The organism is Sphingobium baderi (assembly GCF_001456115.1).
Classification (GTDB): Bacteria; Pseudomonadota; Alphaproteobacteria; order Sphingomonadales; family Sphingomonadaceae; genus Sphingobium; species Sphingobium baderi_A.
This window is the reverse complement of record NZ_CP013264.1, coordinates 2,993,661-3,012,711: the sequence shown is the minus strand read 5'-3', so window position 1 is coordinate 3,012,711 and position 19,051 is coordinate 2,993,661. Positions and strand designations below refer to the sequence as shown.

Genomic DNA, 19,051 nt, shown 5'->3' with positions numbered 1-19,051 from the left:
ATGATGTGGGCGAGGAAGCGGCTCTCCATGTCAGTTCCTCGCCCGGTTGGAGGAGAGACGCGTGGCCGCGGCCACGATCCCGGTGAACTTCGCCATGCCGCGCACGCCGACAGCGGGCTTCACCCCGGTCAGCATCTTGGCGGCGAGGTAGAGATTGCGCGCGAGGTTGGGCTCATGATCGGTGCCGATCGCGACGGGAATGATGCGATTGGAATCGGCGACAGGGCGGACCCAGGCGACGGGATGCCCCACCCAGGGCAGGCCGAGACGCCCGGAGCGCAGCATCGCTTCCTGGCTGCCGATGGTGCGGACTTTCCAGCCATAGCGTTGCCCCAGGGTTCCAAGCCGGGCCCAGAGATCGGCGCAGGGGATGCAACCGGGTGCCGTGCTCATCTCGACGATGAACGCGGGGGGCTGGCCTTTCATGGTTTCGGCGAAGTCGGGCGGCCAGTCGCGGGTCACCGGAACGCGGGCGAGCCACTGGCGCATCTCCGCGTCGGTCGAGATGGGGTGGATTGCCGCGCGCATCGCCTGTTCGCGCGTCGGCGCCTGCGCGTGAGTGGGCGCACTGGCCATGACCAGCGCCACAAACAGGATGGCGACGAAGCGGATCATGGCCGGGGCTCCATCCGAACGTCCACCAGATCGCCGCCCAGCACGCGCGGATCGGTGGCCGACACCGGGCCGTTGGCGAGCGCGTCGAAGAAGCCGTCTTCTTCGCCCGCGCCGGTCAGGAACTGTTCGGGCCGGATATCGCCCGCGAGCAGCCGGACCGCCTGGTAGGCCATCTGGATGAGGTTGGGATAGGCCTCGACCCCGCTGGCGATCACCATGCGCTGCTGGCTGCCCCGCCGGATCACCATCGTCGTGGGCGTGACCTCGACCCCGAAACGCTGCGCGAGTTCGGGCTTGCGGTCGATGTCCTGCAGCGTGACCTGCCAGCCCATCTCGTCCTGGAAGCGCTGGACGATCGGCCACTGGACGCGGCAGTAGCCGCAGGTCGAGCGCGAGAACATGACGAGCGCAAACTCGTTGGCGCGGCTGCGCAGATACTGCCGCCGGACCTGATCCTTCTGCGCGGAAAGCTGATCGCGCGCCTCGCCGACCATCGGGTTCGCCGATTTAGCGTTGAGTTCGGGATTTTGCAGCATGGCGATCTGGGTGACGCCGGCGAAGGCGCGGGCCTTGCGCCGGGCGAAGTCCTGCAGGCGCCAGAAATCGCTCACCGCATCGACCGTCAGCACGGTCGCCGCGTAATCCCGTTGTTCCTCGATCAGCTTCCTGATCTTCGGCGGCGTCCAGGTCGCCAGCTCGACCATCGGCGGGATCGCGGGCTTTTTGAGCGCGTCGGGATCGGGTTCATCGTCGGCGGGTTTGGGCGGCGCCTGATACCACCAGTAGCCGGTGCGCTGATCGCCGGTCTGCGCATGGACAGGCAGGATCGGCAGGAGCACCGCCACGATGAGGAGGGCGACGCGGATCACAGCAGCTTCTCCATGCGCTTCAGCCGCTCGATTGCGACCGGGCCGTAGTAGCGGCTGTCGAACCCGCTGGCGTGCGACGAGCCGACATAGATCATGCCCGCCGGGATCGTCGGATAGAACGGCCGCCAGTGCTCGAGCTTCTGGCCGTTATGCCCATAGGGCTTGCTGATCCCGAGCAGCTTGCCGTTGCAGAAGTACCAGCCATCCCATTCGCCGGGATGGATGGGCCCAGATGCAGACGACGGCTTCTCGATCCAGTCGATGCGGTCGCCCGGCAGGCACAGCGCCATCTTGGTGACATCGACCGGCTTGGGACCGGCGAGCGGATGCGACAGGGTAAACGATACGAAGTCGCCGCGGTTGATCGGCCCTGGCGCCTTGCGGACGAGCCAGGCGTCGATCGACGGGCTCATCACGATGGTCGCCTGGGGAATGGCCCACCAGGCCAGTAGGCCGACCGGCAGGACGATCCCGAACGCCTTCCATAGCTGTTTGGGCCGGGGTGGCTGGCCGAGGCCGGAACTGCCGAGCGCGACCGCGGCCTTGAGCGGCAGCAGCTTCAGTTCGGCCCAGCCGGATCTAGCGGCCCTGAAGGCGAGTCTGAGCATCGCGGACCTCCTGCTTGCCGCCGAGGCGGGCATATTCTTCGAGAAGTCCGGAAAGCGCCGCGTCGCCGTAGATGACATGCGCGGCGCGCGGGGCATCATCCTCGCGCTCGCAATAGGGGAGCGCCGGATCGCCCGGCACCATGGCGAGCGCGGGCACGCGGGTGACGCCCTGCTGGCGGAAAATCAGCGGATCGACGATCAGCTGCACGTCGCGCATCGCGCAGGCCGGGCCTTCGCATCCGGGATCATGGCGCAGGATTTCCGCCGAGAGTTTCGCCATCGGCGCGACCCTGGTGAGACCGCCGGGCATTCCCCGGAACGCCAGCACGCCGCCAACCCGTTCGAGTTGCCCGGCATAGGTGCGCAATGTCGTCACCGGCATCGAGGACGAGACGAACAAGACGGGCACCCAGCCTTTGGCATCCAGTGGCGTGGTCGCGCCCGCCACCGCCGCCATGTCGGGCGCATCGAGACCGAGTGCCTGGCCGAGCCGTTTGGCCATGGCGTCGCGCTCGGCGGCCATCGCTTGCTTGCCCTTGTCGAGCGCGGTGCGCGCCCGCGCGTCCATCGCCGGCGACGGGGCGCGTTTGCGCAGCCCCTCGAAGGCGCGGCGGCGGCTCTCTTCGGACGGGGTTGGCAGCGCCGTCGGGCCACGCGCTTCCGCTTCGGCCTTGCGCGCGGCCGTGGCGCGTTCGAGCCGGTCCATCGCCGCGCCGCCTTGCTCTTGCGCGTGTTCCCTGGCGTTCACCGGCGGCGCGGCGTCCTGCGCGTGGGACGGCGCGGAAGTGGAAAGCAGCAGGGCGAGCGCGGTGAGGACGCGCGCGTTACTGGCCGATAACCCGCATATACGCATCGATCTTGTCCTTCATGTCGATCTGGATGTCGGCCTGGGCGCGGGCCTCGATCTCGGAATAATATTCGGAAAGGTCCATTTTGGAGAAATCCAGCGCCTGGAACTCTTCGGGGGTGAAGCCGCGGCAGTAGGGGTTCTTCGGCGTGCCCCAGCCAAGCCTATTGAAGCTCTTGAGCTGCGGGCGGCCCTGCTCCTGGATGATGCGGCCCAATTTGGTGTTGAAGCAGCAGTGGCCCTTCGACTTCTGCACGCAGATGCCGAGGATCTTGGAAGAGCAGTAGGTGCCGACCTCATGGCACATGCCCGAGCCCCGGAGCATGCCCACTTCCATGTCCTGGCTGTCACAGCCGGACAGGAGGAAATCCATCATGAAGTTGATCGCGAGACTGATGGCTATCGAGGTCGGATCGATCCCGGCGATGATCGCGTTCGCGCCCGAGCTTGCGGCCTGGCCGGCGGTCGCGCCCGCCTTGAACGCGCCGTAGGCGGCCTTCATGCCGGTGAACACGCCCTTGGCCACCGCGATCTTGGTGCCGATCGACGAAATGGACGAGCCCATGCCGTCCTTGACGATTTTCCCCTTGTCCTTGCAGCAATTGGAGAAGGTGGTCTTGAGGCCCGCCGGGCGGCAGCGCACCGCGCGTCCCGCGAATATCTCGATATTGCCGAGGCAATGCCCTTCGGCGTCGACTTCGCCATCAGCAGGCGCGCCGGGATCGTCGACGATGGGATCGTCCTCAATTCCGGCACCATCGCTGCCGGTGCAGGCATTGGGCGAGCACATCGGCGTGCCGCCGCCGACCGGCGTCAGGCATGGGTGCTGGCTGCCGAGCGGGCAGCTATAGGCGCCCTCGGCATCGGCTACGCACATCGTCTGCTGCATCGGACAGAGCCAGGCATCATCCGCCATGATGGTGCAGTTCGCGACCTCGCCGGGATCACCGGCATCGCCATTGCCGTTGAGATCGACCGCGCAGACTGGGAGTGTTTGCGCCTGTGCCGGGGTGACGTGCGCCGCGAGCAGGAAGCCGGACAGGCCGAGCGCGAACAACGCCGCGCGCTTCGGCCAGGAAAGGCGGCGCCCGATCATCGCACTTCTCCCGTGCAGACCATGTCGGCCCCGCCGAGGCGGACGGTCTGCATCATCACTACCGCTTCGGGAAAATCGTCGAGGCAGCCGCAGGGCGAGACGATCTCCTCGCCCGGACCCACAGGGCAGACATCGCCGCCGCTTGCCGCCGTGCAGGCATGGTAGAAGGTGTCCCACCCGACAGGCGCATTCTGTTTGGCGCCGACCACCCCGTCGATCGCCGCCGCCGTGTTGCGCGCGGGCGCGCGGGTCTTGCAGACCGGCTCGCAGGCCGGAACCGAACCGCGATCGGGCAGCGCGAACGAGCGCGACGAGGTGGAGTAGCCGCCGTCGGCTGTCCTGACGCGGTCGGCCAGCATCGTCTCGGTCGAATGGTCGATGATCCAGGCGCCGCGGCCCAGATCCGGTTCCGGCATCGATCCGGTATCGACGGTGCAGCGGTAGCGCCGTTGCCGCTCGAACCATGGCCGCGCGAGACGGAGCGAACAGGCGCCGCTCTCGAACAGGCGCGTCTGCGGCAAGGGCGTGAGCCCGGTTCCGACGCCGCTGCGGAACGTGTCCACGCCATCGACGTTCTCGTCATGGAGCGCGCAATTGGCGTCGCCGGCATAGCCCGAACAGAGATCGATGATGCGCTCGCTCACATCGCAGGCGGTGTCGGCCTGGATTTCAACGACGACATAGCCCCAGTTGCCGCCGCCACCGCCGCGCACCCGCGCCGACACGGTGGCGGCGCCGGCCTTCAACTGGGTGGTGATGTCGATCGGCGCATGGTTGTACCAGGCGCTGCCGCTGATCCGGCAATCGCCCGACGGGATGCCGTCGTGCATCCACACGCGCTTGCCCGCATAGCCGACCGCGACGCCGTTGACGCGGGCCTGCACCCAGTCGTCGGCGCCCATTTCGACGATGCGCGCGGAGGTGATCCGCTCCGGCGCTTGCGTGCTGAAGATGGCGGAATAGACCGGCGGATTGCTGCCGCAGGCGCCTGCGCCGCGGATCTGGTAGCGGCGGCAGCCATCGCCGCAACTCCAGCTCGACGTGATGCCGCCGCTCGCTGAGACGATGTCGTCGAACTGCCAGGGCTTGATACTGATCTCCCGCGTGATCGTGCAGGACCGGATCTGATCGGCCTTGCCGACCCCGGCGGGCGATGCTTTCAGCGCCTGAAAAATGCTGTTCGATGCGGCGACGCTCGCGGCATCGCCCTGGATCGTAGCGGGACTGGCGCGATAGGCCGTCTGCGGGAGCGCGGGGTCGGGCGAGCAGGCCGTGCTTTGCGCGCCGGTATAGCGGATGGCCGGGCCGTCGATCACCGCCTGCGCGACGCCGACGCGTGGATCGGCGGTGGTGAGCGCACCGATCACGCCGCCGCCCAGGTCCTTCAGCACCGAGGCCATATTGCCCCAGACAAGATTGCTGCCGCAGCTATTGTTGACACAGTAGCAGCCGGCGAGATCGGTCAGCTCGACTTGCGCGAGCTTGAGATCGCCGCCAGACGCGACGTCCCATTTGAAGCTCTTGCACTGGTTCCAGGTGCCGGGCTGACAGGAGACCACGCCATTGGCGCAAATGCCCGATACCGGCACCGGCAGGGTCAATGTCTGGTCGACCGTGCCGTCGAGATCCTTGTCGCGCGATATCCGCAGCGTGCCGATATCGCCGGTCGCCGCCGGCTGCGCGATCAGCTCGAGCAGCGTTGCGGTCTTCTGGCAGGCGATGTTGGGGTTGAACGTCTGGCTGTTGTCGACCGTCGAGATCGGCTGTCCGGCAAGACCCGGCGTCAGGTAATTCTGCTGGATCGCATCGCTGTCCGAGGTCTTCGCGCGGGATACTTCGGCGGCGGCGCGGGCGCGGTCCTCGACCGTCTGCGCCGAAACAGGAGACGCCATCAGCGCGGTGGCTGCGAGGAGGAATATGCCGCGCCTCACCATGGCGTCCTCGCGCGGGTGGTCCGCGAGCCATAGGCAAAGCGCAGCACGTCTCCCGCCCGGAACGCGGCGGAACCGGGCGAGAGTACCTTAAAGACGGCCTGTCCCTCAAAAATGGTCAGCGCGGCCGCCACCGGGGACACGGCGGGAGGGGGTATTGCCGGCCCCGGCGGGGGGCTTTCGGCCGCGCTGACCGAGGGGGGAGCGGCGGCGGAAAGGGACACCGCCGCTCCTTCCGCGCGCCCGCTCACGGTGGGGAGCGTTCCGTGACGAGCGGGGCAGCTACCCGTGCGTGGCGCACGGTTTGGGGGAAGCGATCGGCTCACGGCGTGGAAATCCCCGCGCAGCAAATCGCCTTTTCGAACAACATGAATTGGGCGTTGTCCTTTCCGGGCGCGTGCTTGCCGGAAGTCCAGAGCGCGCCGGGGCGGCCGATATTGACGCATTTCCCGCCCTTGACGGGCTCCATGATCTGCATCTTGTAGCGGCTCTTGGTCCAGATCGGCTGCGGCTTGAACGAGCAGCCGTCCGCCGAGTGGATCGTGAGGGCGCCCAAACGCCCCATTATGAAGGTCGAGCGTGCGGCGAGCCCGGCCCAGGCTTCGACCCGGTCGCCCATGTGGATGTCCCCGGCCACCGGATAGGTCGCGCCCCAGGACCCCATGCACCAGAATAAAGGGTCAATCGTCTTGCCCGCGGCGGCCGCGGCACTGTCGGCCATGCAGGCAAGCCCGGCGGCGGGATTGCCGAACAATATGCCTTCAGGCTGGATGATCGCGCCGAGCGTTCCCGACTGCCAGGTGGGCAGGACCTCGGTGATCATCGCGACGTCGAAGCCGTCATCCTCGATACAGGGCAGGTCGGTGAACATGTCGAGCATCTTCCAGACCGGCGAGATATAATAGTGTGCTTGGGCGAACAGCTTGGTGGTGTTGGTGCCATCTGAGATCGACGACTGGCTGCCCTGCAGCTTGCCGCCCGTCGGCATGAGATCGACGCCGAGCGCCATCATGCAGCCCGGCTCGGTCACGACGTCGACCATGCGGTTGGGCGACCAGAAGCTGACCTTGACCCCGAACCAGAAGGTCGCGCCCTTGCGGCACGCGCACAGGGGTTTGGACGCCGACTGCGCGTCGAGTTCCTTGTCGAGCTTGTCGTAGGAGCCGACCCGAACCCCGCCGATGGTGATCGGGAAGATGCAGTTCCAGCGGACCTTCGTGATCGGATTGAAGACGGTGCCCGCCTCGCATTTCGAAGCGTGCGCAGGCGCGGCGGGCGCGAGCAGCGCCAATGCGAGGGCGGCTGCGGTGGCGCGGAGGGTGGATGCGATGCGGCTCATGGGTTTGGCCTGCCCTTGGGTTCGAGACGAATTTCGCGAAGCTCGAGGCGCTGGCCGACCTGCCGGACGATGACCGGCGCGACCGTGAGACCGAGGCGGTCCTTCACCCGCTCTTCGAGCACGAACAGCGCGCGGCCGTGGCGTTCGCCGAGCGATAGCGCATCGTCCTTGGGGGCGCCGCCTCCCGTCAGGATGATCCAGTCGGTGAGCGCGGCGGTCTTCAGCGCCCAGCCCAGATCGCGGGGATGCACGACCACCAGTTTCTGCGGCAGCGACACATAGGTCAGCGGGTTGAAGGTGAAGCCGGCCGGATAGAGCAGCTTGCCGTCCGGCAGCCGGATTTCCCGATCGAGCGTGTAGAACGGCACAACGCTGCGAACTTGTGTCTGGCGCGCGACGCCGAGCATCGCGCCCTTCAATGCGCTCCAGCCCGAACGTGGTCCGAACTTTTCCGCCATATTGGGCGGCTGCTTTGCGGCGCGCGCCTCGATCTCGGCCATCGCGTCGAGCTCGGCGACTGGCCAGGTGCGCCCGATGGTCGATGTCTCGGCGTGGGCCACGCCCGCGACGATCAGCGCGCCGGCCAGACACCCGGTGATGAGCGCCGACTGGATGGCGACGACATGCCAGCCCTGGGGAACACGTCTATCGGCCACGGCGGCGCTCCCTCCAGGGAACGGCAGGTGTGCGGCTCTCGCCGCAGACCGCGCAGATGAACGCGGTGACGCCCAGGAACAGGGTGAGCCAGATCAACGCCTGGCCGCCGCCGAGATCGGGAGCCGACCAAAGCACCAGCGAGGACTGGAGTATCAACAGCAGATGCGTGCCGACCAGCAGGCGAATGGATGACGGACAAGGCGCGCCGGAGAAGATGCCGTTCATCGGCCCCACCTTTCGGCATGTCGGGCGAGGGCATTTGCCATCCTCGACGCGCGGTACAGGAACCACAGCCCTCCAAGCACAAGCGCGATCGGCGTCAGGACAAGAATGGCCGCCCGCATGAACAGGGGCATTTCCGGGACGAGCAGGAACAGGCCGACGATGATCGAGGCCGCCATCGCTTCGAGGCCCATGATCTGCCGAAAGCGCAGAGCCGCGATCCTCTCGTCCCGACCGGACGTATATTCCATGGCAAGCGCGGCGCGGGCCATGATCAGGAGCGCGGCTTCATTCGAGCGATGCAGGCGTTCGACGTAGGCTTCCTGCGTTTCGCCCGGCAGGTGCGGCGCCATCCCTGGACGGATCAAAAGATCCTCCGGCCGTTTTCCGGGACGAGGAGGGATTTCGTCGATCCCGCCGTCGATCTGCCGGGCAAGCCAGCGGATCATGTCGCCGACCAGCGGGCGGATCGACGACGGGTCGGGCGAGCCGGAGAAGCTGCCGTTCATGCCCATCTCCGTGCCCTCCGCGCGACCAGCCAATTCGGGATGCTGTCGATGATGCGGGCGATGCCGATCGCCAGCGCGGCGCCGGCAAGTCCGGCACAGGCGATCAGCCCGGCCATAAGCGGCACTGGCACGCTGTCCGCGGCCCCGCACAAGCCAAGACCAGCGGAGGCCAGGGCAGCGATGACCGGCCCGGTGAAGGTCAGCAGCAGGCTGCGCCGCCGCCAGCGCTGGCGTTCCATTCCAAGGATGGTCCATTGCGCGTCGCGAACGGACGCGAGGAACCGGACCCGGTCGCCCAGTTCCCACTGGCAGCGGACCAGATAGTCGTAAAGGGATTCGTCGGGCCTGCGCACGACGAGGGTCAGGCGCTCATTGCCGCCACTGGGCGGGAGCATATCCAGCATCATCTTTTCCTCCTGAGTTTTGCGAGCAGACGGCCCGCGGCCCCGGTCAGGCCGATGAGGATGAGCCCGGTCAGGAAACAGCCGCCCCCGACGATTGCCGCGCCGCGAAGAACGATGCCGGCGGGCTGTTCGAGCACCAGCCCGGCCGCGAGCACGAGCGATGCGATCATCACGGACTCGATGACCACCAGGCGGAAGCGCCAGCGCAATGCGTCGGCTTCCGCCCGTGCGGCGACGCGCGCCTCGATGATCCGCTCGATATCCTCATCCGGGCTCTCCACGAGCCGGAGCGGCAACTGGTCCGGAGAGGGGGAGCGCCGCGTCATGACAGCGCACTCCGCTTCAGCGGCGCGACGTCAGCGAAGGACGTGCCGATTATCCCGGCGGGGTCGACCCCGGCGAGGTCGCACACCGCCTCGAGGGGCGAGCGTCCGGCGCGGACCAGCGCCTCGAACGCGGCCACGTCTTCGGGCGCGGAGGTGTTGATCCAATAGCTGAACGGGTCGACGACGAGCCGGGCGATGCCGAGGCCGAGCGGGCTGTCGATGAAGACTTCCGAATAATTCGGCTTGTTGTTGCGGACCGATTTCAGGAGGTCGAGGATGAAACCCGAATAGTCGAGGATCTTGTTTTCGACCGCCTTGTCATAGGTCGATCCTTGCAGGAGGAAGCGCGTCGCGGCATTTTCCAGGATCACCTGTCCCGTGCCGCCGAACAGCAGCAGATCGTTCATGCTCTGGAGAATGATGCCGAAGCTGCCGCGATATTTGCGGGCGCGGCGATAGCCCTGGCTGATCGCTTCGGCGAGGCGGGACAGGTCCTGGCCCTCTTCGCGGGTCATGAACTGCGCGGCTTCGTCGCACAGCACGAAGCGAGGGCGATCGCGGGCGGACAGGTAGAGTTCCTGCGTTACCGCGTTGATCACCACCATGACGACCACGTTGAACAGGTCGGGCATGGCCTTCAGGCGCTCGAGTTCGAGCACCACGAATTCATCGTTCGAGATGTCGAAAGTGGACGGCCCGTTGAAATAGTGGCCGTAAGCGCCGTCCGACCCGAAATCACGCAGGTTGAAGGCCAATTCGCGCGCCGTGGGCACCAGGTGGTCGACCCGGTCGAGATCGGAGACGGTGTTGGCCGGATAGGAGCCGAGCCATTCGCGCACCGCATCGATGCCCGCTTCCGCGCGGCCGCTCTCGATCGCCCATTGCACGGCGGACTTGAGCAGGTTCCATTCGGACGTCGTGACGGGCTTGCGCGTCCCGGCGTTGGCCATCTCCGCGACGATCGACACCGCCATCGAGATCGCGGACTCGCGATCGTCGCCGTCGAGAGCCAGCCCCAGGTCGAAGGGATTGAGGACGAGGTGCTCTTCGCCGAGATCGATGTAACGGCCCGAGCAGAGCGTGCAGAGCTTCCTGTAGCTGCCGCCGATATCGACGATGCGGATGAGGGCGTTTTGCGCGAAATATTGCTGGCACAGGTTATTGAGCAGGAAGCTCTTGCCCGCGCCCGATTCCGCTGAGACGATAAAATTGTAGTTGTTGATGCGCGGATCGAAGAGGTCGAGCGTGATGAGCTGTCCCTTGCGCCCTGTATAGAGCAGCGCCGGCCGCCCGCCGCCCCGGAAATCGGTCTGGATCGGCGACATCAGCACGCCCGCGCGCACCGGCACGCGGAAATCGCGCTGGAGCATGCCGATCGTGCGGCGTTCGGGGTACAGGCCGAAGGGCAGGCTTGCCGCCAGCAGGATCGGATTGAGGTAGCTTTCCTCCTGGACCATCCAGGGCAGCGGCTCGCTCTCCCACAGCCGCTTGGCGCGGGCCGCCATCTCGCGGGCCTGGTGCCGGTCGCGGCCGAACACCCACATGGTCGGGATCACCGAGACGAACCGGGTGTTTCCGGCCTCGTCCAGGATCCAGCCTATCTCTTCGATCTGCTTGCCGACTTCGACCGCGAAGCTGCCTGCCGCCTTCTGCGCCGAGAGAATCTGCGCGCGCTTGTGGATTTCGAAGGCCGAGTGATCGAAAAGGACATTGAGCGTATAGAGGAACGGCCCGCCGATCTGGTCGCTGTCCTCGGCCGACCCGCGCATGCCGCCGGTCAGGCGATTGGCGCGTTCAGCCGTGATCCGGCGCGGCGGCGACTTGGGCGTCAGGCAGCGCGCCACCTGGTTGCCCAGATACACTTCCGGTCCGTCGAAGCGGAGCGCGGGCCCGGCATCGATGATCTGGCGGCGCAGCGGCACATCGGCGGTCTGGGTGAAGACGCCGGGCGCGGGCGCATGGACGCCGTTGAATATGCGGCGATAGAGCGAGATGATCTCGCTCGGCGCCATCGGGCGGATGCCGAGCTTGGCGAGCTGCTCCTCGATCTGGCGCTTGAGGTCGCTGTCCATCGGCGCGCGCGTCTTGACCGACAGGAAGGTGCGGAAATCGCGGATGGGAATGCCATGCAGGGCTTTCAGGCCCATGGTGCCGGCGCGCAGATAGTCGAAGGTGCGCCGCGCCGAGGCCTGGATCAGCGGATCGGGCCGGGTCTTGAGGTCGAGGAAGGCATCCAGCGCATCGTCGATCAGCGGGTCGGCGAAACTCTGAAGCTGGAGGATCGTGCCTTCGGGAAAATTGACGTTGAGCAGCCCCAGCAGCGCCTCATGGACATGCGCGAACATGTAGGGGGAGGGGACCAGTTCCCAGCTATACCCCCAGCCATCGTCGATGGTGAGGAAGGCCTGTTCTTCCTCGACCCAGGCGGCGAGCGGCAGGAAATCGGAATAGCTGTCGCGCTCGACGCTGCGGCGCAGCCGCGCCAGCGTCATGCCCGATTGATAGCTGGTCATGGCCGTGGCCCCGCATCGTTCGGCCCGTCGTCCGGGCGGTCCCGGACCTGTTCGAGCACGTTCGCGCGGGACGCGGGCGAAACCGGGGCGACGAGATAGTCGCCGACGACCCATTGCGGGCGCTCGACCAGCGAATAGACATAGCGCGGCATGTAGAGCCGGTCGGGCCGCTGGCGGTCGGCATAGGGCAGGATCAGCGTGCGGACCGAACGCGAGGGCTTGAGCATCGGCGTGACCGGCTGCTCGATCAGCCCCTGAAGCTCGCGATAGACGCTGTCGCGATAGCCGGCGAAGGCGCCCGATGCCGCTCTGCCCGAGCCTGATCCGCCCGAACCGCGCGCAGGCTTGCTGTCCCTGATCAGTTTCCTGTCCCTGGTGACCGCCGGATCGGACTTCGACGCGACGCCCGCAACGGCATCGGCATAGGCCTTCTCAGGGTGGATGCACTGGCCGTGATCGTTATTTTTGCAACTGAACTTCTCGCTATAGGGCGACATGACCGAACCCAGCGTCGCGCAGCCGCTCAGCATGAAGGCGGCGCAGACCGGAAGAAGCGGGGAGAGGGCGCGCGATCGGCGCGCGGGCGATAGAGGCCGCATGGGCGATACTCCCTGTTGGATGAGAGGCCGGCGCATCAGAACTTGCTTCCGGCGGTCGGCTTGATTTCGAGGGTGACGCCCTCCTGGATCACGACCACGACGTCCTTCGCCGCGCCGACCTCGACGATCGGCCCCGCCTGGCGCGCGAGATCTAGATAGAAATCGGTGAGCTTCTCGGACGATCGCGACAGGCCGCCGGCGATGCCGGCCTTGGCGGCGTCGCCCGCATCGAGCGTGCGCACCGAACCCAGCGCCGAGGTCGAGACGTCGCCGATCGTGTTCTGGACGGTATCGGCGACCCCGGTGATGGTCCCGGCGATGAACGCGCGGGCAAGCGCCGCGCCGGCGCGGGTCACGACCTTGCCGGAGAGGCCCTTCTTGCCGTCGGCGTCGACGAAGAAGCCCTTGATGGGCTGGTCGACGACCGAGCGTTCGTCGAAATCGACGCAGGAGAGACTGACCAACTGGATCTCGACCCGTTCCTTCGCGAGCGACCCGGTGGCGTTGCCGATGACGAAGCAGCCGGCGAGGTTGGCCTTGACGTCATTGGGCAGGACGGCGGGGGCTTGCACCCGCGCGATCAACGGCTCGGGATTGTTGGTCGCATCCCGGCTCGCCAGCGCATCGATCCCGGTGAGGAGCCGCGCCTTCATGAAACCAGGTGGCAAATAGATGGTCCGCGTCTTTTTTTTAGCGGCCTGTGCCCCATCGGCGGCCGCGACCGGACTGGTTGCGGCGCCGATCGCGCCCACGGTCTTCTCGACCGGCGGGGCCGGAGGCGCGGGCGGAGCGGCAGGCGGCGCGGGCGGCTTCGCGACGGACGGATCGATGTCACCGGTCGCGGGCGGTTCGGGAAAATCGGGAACCGCGCCGGGGATCGCCGGAGGCAGATCGCCGTCCAGCGCATGGGGCGGCGTGCCGGAACCGGGTACGACCTTGCCTTCCTCGATGGCGGTGACGCGATCGCCGAGCAATTGCTGGCCGTCGAGGATCTTCTGGAGGTCGCCGCGCAGCTTGACCTCGAGGCTGTCGCCGCGAAGGCCTGCGCCCATGTCGAGCTTCGAGCTGGGCGATGGCGCGGCCTGCTCGGTCTTGTCGCCGCTCGCCGTGTAGAGGCCGAGCCCCAGCACGCCGATCGCACCGGCAACGCCAAGCTGCCTCAACCGCAGCTGCTGACGAGCCGTCAGCGTCTGCCACCGCGTCTTGAGATCGAGCAGCGCGGGGCCACGCGGAGTCTCGCCGGGACGAGGGCGGTCCGCCTGATAGCCGTCGAGGTCGAGTTCCTCCGCGCGATCGTCAGGACCGCGCCCGCGGGGACCGCGACTACCGCGAGAGTCTCCGCCGCTCATTGCCCGGCTCCCCGGCGAACGACGATCAGCCGCGCGGCTTCCCCGGCCTCGATATTGCCCCGGTCGAGCGTGATCGCGAAGATGTTGGCGCCGAGCGCGCCGTCGAGAAAGCCGCGTTCGTCGAGCTGCGCGCCGCCGGCGGCCGAGACCAGATATTCCGATGCCGAGAGCCCGGACCCGTCGATCTCGATGCGCCGCCGTTCCTCCAGCGTGGCGCCCGGCAGTGCCCGGAGCCGGATCGGCCCGGATCGGGGCGCGACGCTGGTGAAGCTCGCCGGGATCCGGTCCTGGAGCATCGAGAGCGTGATCGAGACCGCCCGTTCTTCTTCGACCAGAGGCCCCAGCAATTCCTCATTGGCGCGGGCGCGCTGGGGAGCGCCGGGCTGAAGCATTACCGTCTGCGCCGGAATATCCGACGGCTCGGCATAGAGCGCATAGACCGCGCCGTTGCAGGTGATGAAGAACTCGGACGGCACGGTGACGAAGCTGCGCGTAACCATCCCTGCATCGTCGATTTCGCGAACGAGGAACTTGATCCACGCGTCGGAACCGGCGCGCTCGACGGCGATCGCCTTTTCGGCCGAGAACCTGACGTCCTCGATCTCGCCGCCGGCACAGACGACATGGTTGATGTCGCGATTGGACAGGCGGATCGTGCTGGTCTGATCGGGCAGCGCGGTGACGGTCTGCGCGATTGAGGGCAATGGCGCGGCCAGGAGGGCGAGCGCCAACGCCCGCTTAACGGGGGTTCGCATCGAAATTTTCCTCGGTGAGGGCGGTCAGCCAGAAACGGCCATTGTCGATCACGTAGCGAATCCGCAGATTGCCCCGGAATTTGCGGATCACGCCGCCGATCACGCGGACCTTCTCGACCGGCACGAGTATCTCGGTCCGGGTCCAGGTCACGGGCTGATCGGGACGGATATAGGTCGCGATCGAGAGCGTGGGGTTGTTGGCCAACTCGTCGAGCAGCCGGTTGAGGCTGTCGCGCAGGCTGTTGTAGGTCGAGGGGTGCGTGATGCTGAGCAGTTCCTGGAACTGCCGGTCGGCAGAATAGGCCGAGTAGGTGCCCGAGAGCGACACGACATTGCGGGTCATCGAGCGCAGATAGGCCTCGGACGGCTCGCCGCCCGTGACATAGAGGTCGCCGCCCGCGCCGAAGGGGACGATGACCGTCCGGGTGTTCTGGTTGGAGGTGTAGATCACCATGCCCAGCACCGCCGTGATCCCGAACAGGCCGATGACGGCGAGCTTCAGCAGCCGGTTCTCCTCGAACAGGTTGCTCGCCCCCTGCAGGTAGCGGTGGATGCCATAGCTGCCGGGCCTGCCGATCAGCGGATCGCGTGGGGGTGTGCCGGGGGATTTGCGTCCGAACATGGCCCGCCTCATTCGTAGAACCGGGTCTGGGTCGGACCCGGATAGTTGGACCAGCGGACGAGGCCCCAGCGCCAGGCCATGTGCGGGATGAAGCCGCGCGGCTTGGTGCGGAGCCAGGGTACGAAAAGGAGAAGACCCGCGACGAGCGCCCAACCGAGCATCCCGCCCACGATCACGGCGACGAAGATCACCGTGATCACGAGCACGAACTCGTCCGATCCGAACCACAGGATCTGGACGGGTTTGTGCAGATATTGGGGTAGCCGCTCGTCCACGAGCCTTCTCCTCCTTGCGTCGTGACCTCCCTGCGAAGCTGGTTGAACTTCGGGGGGTGTCCCGCCAGCGCGCCTCATGCGCCCTGGCCCGTTGAGGTCCGCCGGCCGCGCCCAGGCGCGGCGGCGGACCAATCCGTCAGATGACCATTCCGAATGTCTGGAGGATCGAGTCCGCCTTGATCAGGCAGACGGCCGCCACGATGGTCGGGATGCCGATCATGATGTTCGAGAAGAGCCTGCTCACGCCGAACAGGAAGGCCGCGACGCCGCCGACGAAGCCGAGCGGGCCTTTGACCCCTTGATTGACCACGATATCGTAGATGTCGTAGCCGAGGTCGCCGGCAGCCGGCGCCGAGAAGGCGTGAGCCCCGCCGGCTCCGAGCAGCGCGAGGAGGGTAACGGGAATACCGACATTGGCGATGTCGGCGGTTTGTCTGCGAAGAGTCTTCAACATGCACTTGCTCCAGTGAAGATGGGCCGCTCCGGGGACTGCTTGCCGGCATCGATTGGGATCGCTGTCGGCCGACGGCGAGGCTGGACGGCCCGGTTCGGGTCCCGCCGCCGGCATTGGGATTTGCGCGGCGGCGCCGACCTGCCGGACGGCAGAAGCGATGCGCCGCGCGTTCGCGATGGTGGGGGTCAGGAGGCGATCAGCGGCCGGCATTCGCGAGCGCCTTCTTGCCGTCGAGGAACGCCTCGATCTCGGCCTGCCGGAACCCGGAAATCATCTGTCCGTCCGCGATCAGGGTCGGCGTGCCGGTGATGCCGGTCTTGCCGACGATTCCGGCATGCGCCTCGACCCTGGCCTTGCCCTCCGCGCATGTGCGCAGAGGTGTCGGCGCGGCTCCGGCGTAGATCGCCTTGAACGCCGCTTCCTTGTCCGGCGAGCAAAGGACATGCTCCGCCTTGGCGGCGGCCTCGGCGTGGATGCCGGAGACGAAGAAGATCAGGCGCCGTACCGGCTTGCCTTCAGCGGCCTTCGCGGCCCAGAAACGGTCGAGCGCGCGGCAGTAGGGGCAGTCGGGATCGGTGAATTCGACAACCGTGGGCGCGCCCGCCGGACCGATCGCTAGCGCCTTGTCAATGTCGATCCCGGCGAGTTTCTTCGCTGAAGCGGCGTTCTGCGCCAGCGCGGTAAGGTTCTGGCCGTTGCGGTCGTAGATCTCCGCGAACAGCAGATGCTCGCTGTCAGGCGCATAATAGATGATGCGGCCGCCTGCCGTCGCCTGGTAGATCGGGCCCTTGACGGGCGCCGGCCCGAAATCCTCGAATTGCAGATTGACGAAGGTCTGCCGCAATTCGTTTTCGGCATCGCGCGCCGTGGCCGTAAGCGGGTCGGCGGCTTGCGCGAACGCTGCGCCCTGGGCGGCCAGCAGCAGGGGCAGGGCGGGGACGCTCGCCCCGAGCGAGGCGGCGAACTTACGGATGCGCATGCGAAGTCTCCTGAAGAGTGCTGGCAGGGCGGGAGAGCAGGCGCGCATCGATATGCGTGCCCGAGCCCACCGGGATGTGATTGGCAGTGAAGGATGCGGGCGCCGGCTCCGTCCGGTTCGTCGCGGCGACGCGCAGAACGAACCCATCGACCGTCGCCACCACGATGCGCGGCCGTTCGGCGGTCGGCGTGATACTGGCCTGTCGGCCATGTCCGCCGGGTCCGGCACAGGCTGTCGTCGTGGCGATCAGTGTGCCCAGGGCAGCCGTCATCGCTTTGGCAATCGGCATCATGCACGACTCCATGTTGGCGCCCCGCGCCATGGTTGATGAATATTTACCAGTCCGAAGTATCAGGTCCGATTCGACTTGAATCCTCGGAACCCGATCTGAGTGATTTGAAACGAAGGGGATTGCAACAGGCCCCGGCAGCAGGGTGCCTGAAATGGCGATATTAGCCGTAAATATACGAACTTAGCCTTATAAGTTCGCTTTCGGGATCACATGGCCTGATCCGGTGCCGGTTCGGCAATAAAGTTCCTGAATGATCCGATATGGAGGAAAAGGAAAATTATCTGCCCATTACGCGCGTCAGAAAATAAATATGCACGCGCATCCGTTGCAAATGAGCAGAAATATTCCTCTAAAATCATCGGCATCTATTCTTGATGCCGACCGCTTCGCGATTCTACCTTCGCCGGATAACCCACAGAGCCCGACGGGCCGAACCGGGGAGGAAGGACATATGGCATCCGATGGAAAATTCGCCGACGTCGACCTGTCGATCTTCAAGGAACTCAAGAAGCTCTCCGGCGAAAAGATCAGGCAGGCGCGAAAGGCGCTCGGTTTCACGCAACTGGAGGTCGCCACCGAAATGGGCGGAAGCCTGCGCTGGTATCGCGCGATCGAGTCCGGCGATCCGGGGATAAGGCTGGAGGATCATCTGATCGCAATGCTCCGGCTCGGTGCATCGACCGCGCATATCGCGCTGCCCGTCCTCTATGCGGGCCAACGCATGCGGTTCCCGCGGCAACTGATCCACGGCGACCTCGCCTACATCGAGCGCAAGTGCATCGAGGCGATCTCGGACGCGGTGATCACCGGATTGAAACAGGACCTCTCGCCCGAATGGTCGCGGGACGACGGGAAGGACCAGTCATGAAAATTGACGGTCCGGTTCGGGCGTGACGCCGGGACAGGAGGAAAAGATGGCGATCTTTCATTTCCATGTGGATATCATCAGCCGCGGCGCCGGGCGCAGCATCGTCGCGGCCGCGGCATGGCAAAACAGCTGCCGCCTGTACGATGAGCGCTACGGCCGGTTTTCCAATTTCGCGAACAAGCGGGCGGTTGCCTGGTCGGCGCTGATACTGCCGTCCGGGGCCCCCGCGCAGTGGGAGGATCGCGAGTGTTTCTGGAACGCATTGGAAGCAGCCGAAATCCGCAAGGATGCGCAACTCGCCAAGCAGTTCGATGTCGCGCTGCCCGATGAACTGGACCTGCCGGCGTCGATCGAGGTTCTGCGGCGTTTCGCCAGCGAGATATTTTGCGTCGCGGACTTTGCCGCCGATCTGACGCTGATCGAGATGGGCGATACGCCCAGGGGCAAGCGCCATCATGGCTATCTGCTGATACCGACCCGTCCGATCGTCGACGGGCTGTTCGGCCAGAAACCGCGCGAATGGAACAGCCGCGGGAAGCTGCTCGAAATCCGTGCCGCCTGGGCGAGGGTCCTGAACGACACGTTTGCGGCGCCGGGATATGATGTCCGCGTCGATCATCGATCCAACGAAGAGCGCGGCATCGAAGCTGCGCCGGTCAAGCATATCGGCATGGCCCGCAAGCGTATCGCGGCGCGCGCCCGGCAAGCACCCTGACAACGCCTCTCGCTGATGAACATCGACCGCACCACCATGGCTTGGCCGATCGCCACTTCCAGGGCAGCACTCAATTCGTTTCAGTTGCCGTTTGCCGATGCGTTACCGACCGCCTTGTTGAGCGCGGCATAGCGGGTTCCGAGGCGCCCATTGCTGTCCGCCAGATCGCGCGACGCCTGCAGCATCGTGCGCTGGCTGTCGATCACA

Annotated in this window: 25 protein-coding genes; 2 read left to right on the top strand and 23 right to left on the bottom strand. The window is 66.3% G+C overall.

What is annotated here, in order from left to right; all coding sequences use genetic code 11:
- Positions 1 to 30: 30 nt before the first annotated feature.
- From ATN00_RS14760 to ATN00_RS14660, 22 genes are all read right to left on the bottom strand, one after another.
- Positions 31 to 615, bottom strand: a complete 585-nt coding sequence (locus ATN00_RS14760; RefSeq protein ID WP_062066079.1) for a hypothetical protein — start codon at positions 613 to 615, stop codon at positions 31 to 33.
- Positions 612 to 1,484 (bottom strand): conjugal transfer protein TraF, encoded by an 873-nt coding sequence (locus tag ATN00_RS14755; RefSeq protein WP_062066077.1) that lies wholly within the window; start codon positions 1,482 to 1,484, stop codon positions 612 to 614. The genes ATN00_RS14760 and ATN00_RS14755 overlap by 4 nt, the downstream gene beginning before the upstream one ends.
- Positions 1,481 to 2,092, bottom strand: a complete 612-nt coding sequence (locus tag ATN00_RS14750; RefSeq protein WP_062066075.1) for a S26 family signal peptidase — start codon at positions 2,090 to 2,092, stop codon at positions 1,481 to 1,483. The genes ATN00_RS14755 and ATN00_RS14750 overlap by 4 nt, the downstream gene beginning before the upstream one ends.
- The gene (locus ATN00_RS14745) at positions 2,064 to 2,945 is read right to left on the bottom strand and encodes a type-F conjugative transfer system pilin assembly protein TrbC (RefSeq protein ID WP_062066072.1); all 882 of its coding nucleotides are present in this window, start codon (positions 2,943 to 2,945) and stop codon (positions 2,064 to 2,066) included. The genes ATN00_RS14750 and ATN00_RS14745 overlap by 29 nt, the downstream gene beginning before the upstream one ends.
- The gene (gene traN / locus ATN00_RS14740; RefSeq protein WP_148650786.1) at positions 2,917 to 4,035 is read right to left on the bottom strand and encodes a conjugal transfer protein TraN; all 1,119 of its coding nucleotides are present in this window, start codon (positions 4,033 to 4,035) and stop codon (positions 2,917 to 2,919) included. Before traN ends, ATN00_RS14745 begins: the two co-directional genes overlap by 29 nt.
- Positions 4,032 to 5,969, bottom strand: coding sequence for a hypothetical protein (locus ATN00_RS14735; protein WP_062066070.1), 1,938 nt, complete (start codon positions 5,967 to 5,969; stop codon positions 4,032 to 4,034). The genes traN and ATN00_RS14735 overlap by 4 nt, the downstream gene beginning before the upstream one ends.
- On the bottom strand, positions 5,963 to 6,190 hold the full coding sequence (locus tag ATN00_RS23455) for a hypothetical protein (RefSeq protein ID WP_156415290.1): 228 nt from the start codon (positions 6,188 to 6,190) through the stop codon (positions 5,963 to 5,965). Before ATN00_RS23455 ends, ATN00_RS14735 begins: the two co-directional genes overlap by 7 nt.
- A gap of 98 nt (positions 6,191 to 6,288) precedes the next feature.
- On the bottom strand, positions 6,289 to 7,305 hold the full coding sequence (locus ATN00_RS14730) for a TraU family protein (protein WP_062066068.1): 1,017 nt from the start codon (positions 7,303 to 7,305) through the stop codon (positions 6,289 to 6,291).
- Positions 7,302 to 7,961 (bottom strand): hypothetical protein, encoded by a 660-nt coding sequence (locus tag ATN00_RS14725; RefSeq protein ID WP_062066066.1) that lies wholly within the window; start codon positions 7,959 to 7,961, stop codon positions 7,302 to 7,304. The genes ATN00_RS14730 and ATN00_RS14725 overlap by 4 nt, the downstream gene beginning before the upstream one ends.
- Complete coding sequence (locus tag ATN00_RS14720) at positions 7,951 to 8,187, bottom strand: hypothetical protein (protein ID WP_062066063.1); 237 nt, start codon at positions 8,185 to 8,187, stop codon at positions 7,951 to 7,953. Before ATN00_RS14720 ends, ATN00_RS14725 begins: the two co-directional genes overlap by 11 nt.
- Complete coding sequence (locus ATN00_RS14715; protein WP_062066061.1) at positions 8,184 to 8,693, bottom strand: hypothetical protein; 510 nt, start codon at positions 8,691 to 8,693, stop codon at positions 8,184 to 8,186. The genes ATN00_RS14720 and ATN00_RS14715 overlap by 4 nt, the downstream gene beginning before the upstream one ends.
- On the bottom strand, positions 8,690 to 9,100 hold the full coding sequence (locus tag ATN00_RS14710; protein ID WP_062066059.1) for a hypothetical protein: 411 nt from the start codon (positions 9,098 to 9,100) through the stop codon (positions 8,690 to 8,692). Before ATN00_RS14710 ends, ATN00_RS14715 begins: the two co-directional genes overlap by 4 nt.
- The gene (locus ATN00_RS14705) at positions 9,097 to 9,423 is read right to left on the bottom strand and encodes a hypothetical protein (RefSeq protein WP_013846825.1); all 327 of its coding nucleotides are present in this window, start codon (positions 9,421 to 9,423) and stop codon (positions 9,097 to 9,099) included. Before ATN00_RS14705 ends, ATN00_RS14710 begins: the two co-directional genes overlap by 4 nt.
- Entirely contained in the window at positions 9,420 to 11,936 is a 2,517-nt protein-coding gene (locus ATN00_RS14700; protein ID WP_062066057.1) for a TraC family protein, read from the bottom strand. The genes ATN00_RS14705 and ATN00_RS14700 overlap by 4 nt, the downstream gene beginning before the upstream one ends.
- Positions 11,933 to 12,535, bottom strand: a complete 603-nt coding sequence (locus tag ATN00_RS14695; protein WP_062066055.1) for a TraV family lipoprotein — start codon at positions 12,533 to 12,535, stop codon at positions 11,933 to 11,935. Before ATN00_RS14695 ends, ATN00_RS14700 begins: the two co-directional genes overlap by 4 nt.
- A 35-nt stretch (positions 12,536 to 12,570) precedes the next feature.
- The gene (locus ATN00_RS14690) at positions 12,571 to 13,884 is read right to left on the bottom strand and encodes a TraB/VirB10 family protein (RefSeq protein WP_062066053.1); all 1,314 of its coding nucleotides are present in this window, start codon (positions 13,882 to 13,884) and stop codon (positions 12,571 to 12,573) included.
- The gene (locus ATN00_RS14685; protein WP_062066050.1) at positions 13,881 to 14,639 is read right to left on the bottom strand and encodes a type-F conjugative transfer system secretin TraK; all 759 of its coding nucleotides are present in this window, start codon (positions 14,637 to 14,639) and stop codon (positions 13,881 to 13,883) included. The genes ATN00_RS14690 and ATN00_RS14685 overlap by 4 nt, the downstream gene beginning before the upstream one ends.
- Entirely contained in the window at positions 14,623 to 15,261 is a 639-nt protein-coding gene (locus ATN00_RS14680; RefSeq protein ID WP_148650787.1) for a TraE/TraK family type IV conjugative transfer system protein, read from the bottom strand. The genes ATN00_RS14685 and ATN00_RS14680 overlap by 17 nt, the downstream gene beginning before the upstream one ends.
- Positions 15,262 to 15,269: 8 nt before the next feature.
- Positions 15,270 to 15,536, bottom strand: a complete 267-nt coding sequence (locus tag ATN00_RS14675) for a type IV conjugative transfer system protein TraL (RefSeq protein ID WP_013846819.1) — start codon at positions 15,534 to 15,536, stop codon at positions 15,270 to 15,272.
- Positions 15,537 to 15,672: 136 nt separating this feature from the next.
- A complete protein-coding gene (locus ATN00_RS23720; RefSeq protein ID WP_188073445.1) occupies positions 15,673 to 15,990 on the bottom strand; it encodes a hypothetical protein in 318 nt (105 codons plus the stop codon).
- 196 nt (positions 15,991 to 16,186) lie between these two features.
- Positions 16,187 to 16,969 carry a DsbC family protein gene (locus tag ATN00_RS14665; RefSeq protein ID WP_062066044.1) on the bottom strand — a complete coding sequence of 261 codons (783 nt, stop codon included), beginning with the start codon at positions 16,967 to 16,969 and terminating at the stop codon, positions 16,187 to 16,189.
- The gene (locus ATN00_RS14660; protein ID WP_062066041.1) at positions 16,956 to 17,261 is read right to left on the bottom strand and encodes a hypothetical protein; all 306 of its coding nucleotides are present in this window, start codon (positions 17,259 to 17,261) and stop codon (positions 16,956 to 16,958) included. The genes ATN00_RS14665 and ATN00_RS14660 overlap by 14 nt, the downstream gene beginning before the upstream one ends.
- A gap of 451 nt (positions 17,262 to 17,712) precedes the next feature.
- Between ATN00_RS14660 and ATN00_RS14655 the strand changes: the two genes are divergently transcribed.
- Together ATN00_RS14655 and ATN00_RS14650 are read left to right on the top strand one after the other, a co-directional pair.
- Positions 17,713 to 18,129, top strand: a complete 417-nt coding sequence (locus tag ATN00_RS14655) for a helix-turn-helix domain-containing protein (RefSeq protein WP_062066039.1) — start codon at positions 17,713 to 17,715, stop codon at positions 18,127 to 18,129.
- Between the two features lie 46 nt (positions 18,130 to 18,175).
- Positions 18,176 to 18,844 (top strand): MobA/MobL family protein, encoded by a 669-nt coding sequence (locus ATN00_RS14650; protein ID WP_062066036.1) that lies wholly within the window; start codon positions 18,176 to 18,178, stop codon positions 18,842 to 18,844.
- A gap of 80 nt (positions 18,845 to 18,924) precedes the next feature.
- On the opposite strand, the gene ATN00_RS24225 is transcribed toward ATN00_RS14650, so the two are convergent.
- Entirely contained in the window at positions 18,925 to 19,050 is a 126-nt protein-coding gene (locus tag ATN00_RS24225) for a hypothetical protein (RefSeq protein ID WP_257720647.1), read from the bottom strand.
- Between the last annotated feature and the right edge of the window lies 1 nt (position 19,051).

What these genes read in the sequence shown, in the direction of transcription:
- ATN00_RS14760 (WP_062066079.1), bottom strand. Translation starts at nt 615, where the DNA reads ATGATCCGCTTCGTCGCCATCCTGTTTGTGGCGCTGGTCATGGCCAGT.
- ATN00_RS14750 (WP_062066075.1), bottom strand. Translation starts at nt 2,092, where the DNA reads ATGCTCAGACTCGCCTTCAGGGCCGCTAGATCCGGCTGGGCCGAACTG.
- ATN00_RS14745 (WP_062066072.1), bottom strand. Translation starts at nt 2,945, where the DNA reads ATGCGTATATGCGGGTTATCGGCCAGTAACGCGCGCGTCCTCACCGCG.
- traN (WP_148650786.1), bottom strand. Translation starts at nt 4,035, where the DNA reads ATGATCGGGCGCCGCCTTTCCTGGCCGAAGCGCGCGGCGTTGTTCGCG.
- ATN00_RS14735 (WP_062066070.1), bottom strand. Translation starts at nt 5,969, where the DNA reads ATGGTGAGGCGCGGCATATTCCTCCTCGCAGCCACCGCGCTGATGGCG.
- ATN00_RS14730 (WP_062066068.1), bottom strand. Translation starts at nt 7,305, where the DNA reads ATGAGCCGCATCGCATCCACCCTCCGCGCCACCGCAGCCGCCCTCGCA.
- ATN00_RS14720 (WP_062066063.1), bottom strand. Translation starts at nt 8,187, where the DNA reads ATGAACGGCATCTTCTCCGGCGCGCCTTGTCCGTCATCCATTCGCCTG.
- ATN00_RS14715 (WP_062066061.1), bottom strand. Translation starts at nt 8,693, where the DNA reads ATGAACGGCAGCTTCTCCGGCTCGCCCGACCCGTCGTCGATCCGCCCG.
- ATN00_RS14710 (WP_062066059.1), bottom strand. Translation starts at nt 9,100, where the DNA reads ATGATGCTGGATATGCTCCCGCCCAGTGGCGGCAATGAGCGCCTGACC.
- ATN00_RS14705 (WP_013846825.1), bottom strand. Translation starts at nt 9,423, where the DNA reads ATGACGCGGCGCTCCCCCTCTCCGGACCAGTTGCCGCTCCGGCTCGTG.
- ATN00_RS14700 (WP_062066057.1), bottom strand. Translation starts at nt 11,936, where the DNA reads ATGACCAGCTATCAATCGGGCATGACGCTGGCGCGGCTGCGCCGCAGC.
- ATN00_RS14695 (WP_062066055.1), bottom strand. Translation starts at nt 12,535, where the DNA reads ATGCGGCCTCTATCGCCCGCGCGCCGATCGCGCGCCCTCTCCCCGCTT.
- ATN00_RS14690 (WP_062066053.1), bottom strand. Translation starts at nt 13,884, where the DNA reads ATGAGCGGCGGAGACTCTCGCGGTAGTCGCGGTCCCCGCGGGCGCGGT.
- ATN00_RS14685 (WP_062066050.1), bottom strand. Translation starts at nt 14,639, where the DNA reads ATGCGAACCCCCGTTAAGCGGGCGTTGGCGCTCGCCCTCCTGGCCGCG.
- ATN00_RS14680 (WP_148650787.1), bottom strand. Translation starts at nt 15,261, where the DNA reads ATGTTCGGACGCAAATCCCCCGGCACACCCCCACGCGATCCGCTGATC.
- ATN00_RS23720 (WP_188073445.1), bottom strand. Translation starts at nt 15,990, where the DNA reads ATGTTGAAGACTCTTCGCAGACAAACCGCCGACATCGCCAATGTCGGT.
- ATN00_RS14665 (WP_062066044.1), bottom strand. Translation starts at nt 16,969, where the DNA reads ATGCGCATCCGTAAGTTCGCCGCCTCGCTCGGGGCGAGCGTCCCCGCC.
- ATN00_RS14660 (WP_062066041.1), bottom strand. Translation starts at nt 17,261, where the DNA reads ATGATGCCGATTGCCAAAGCGATGACGGCTGCCCTGGGCACACTGATC.
- ATN00_RS14655 (WP_062066039.1), top strand. Translation starts at nt 17,713, where the DNA reads ATGGCATCCGATGGAAAATTCGCCGACGTCGACCTGTCGATCTTCAAG.
- ATN00_RS14650 (WP_062066036.1), top strand. Translation starts at nt 18,176, where the DNA reads ATGGCGATCTTTCATTTCCATGTGGATATCATCAGCCGCGGCGCCGGG.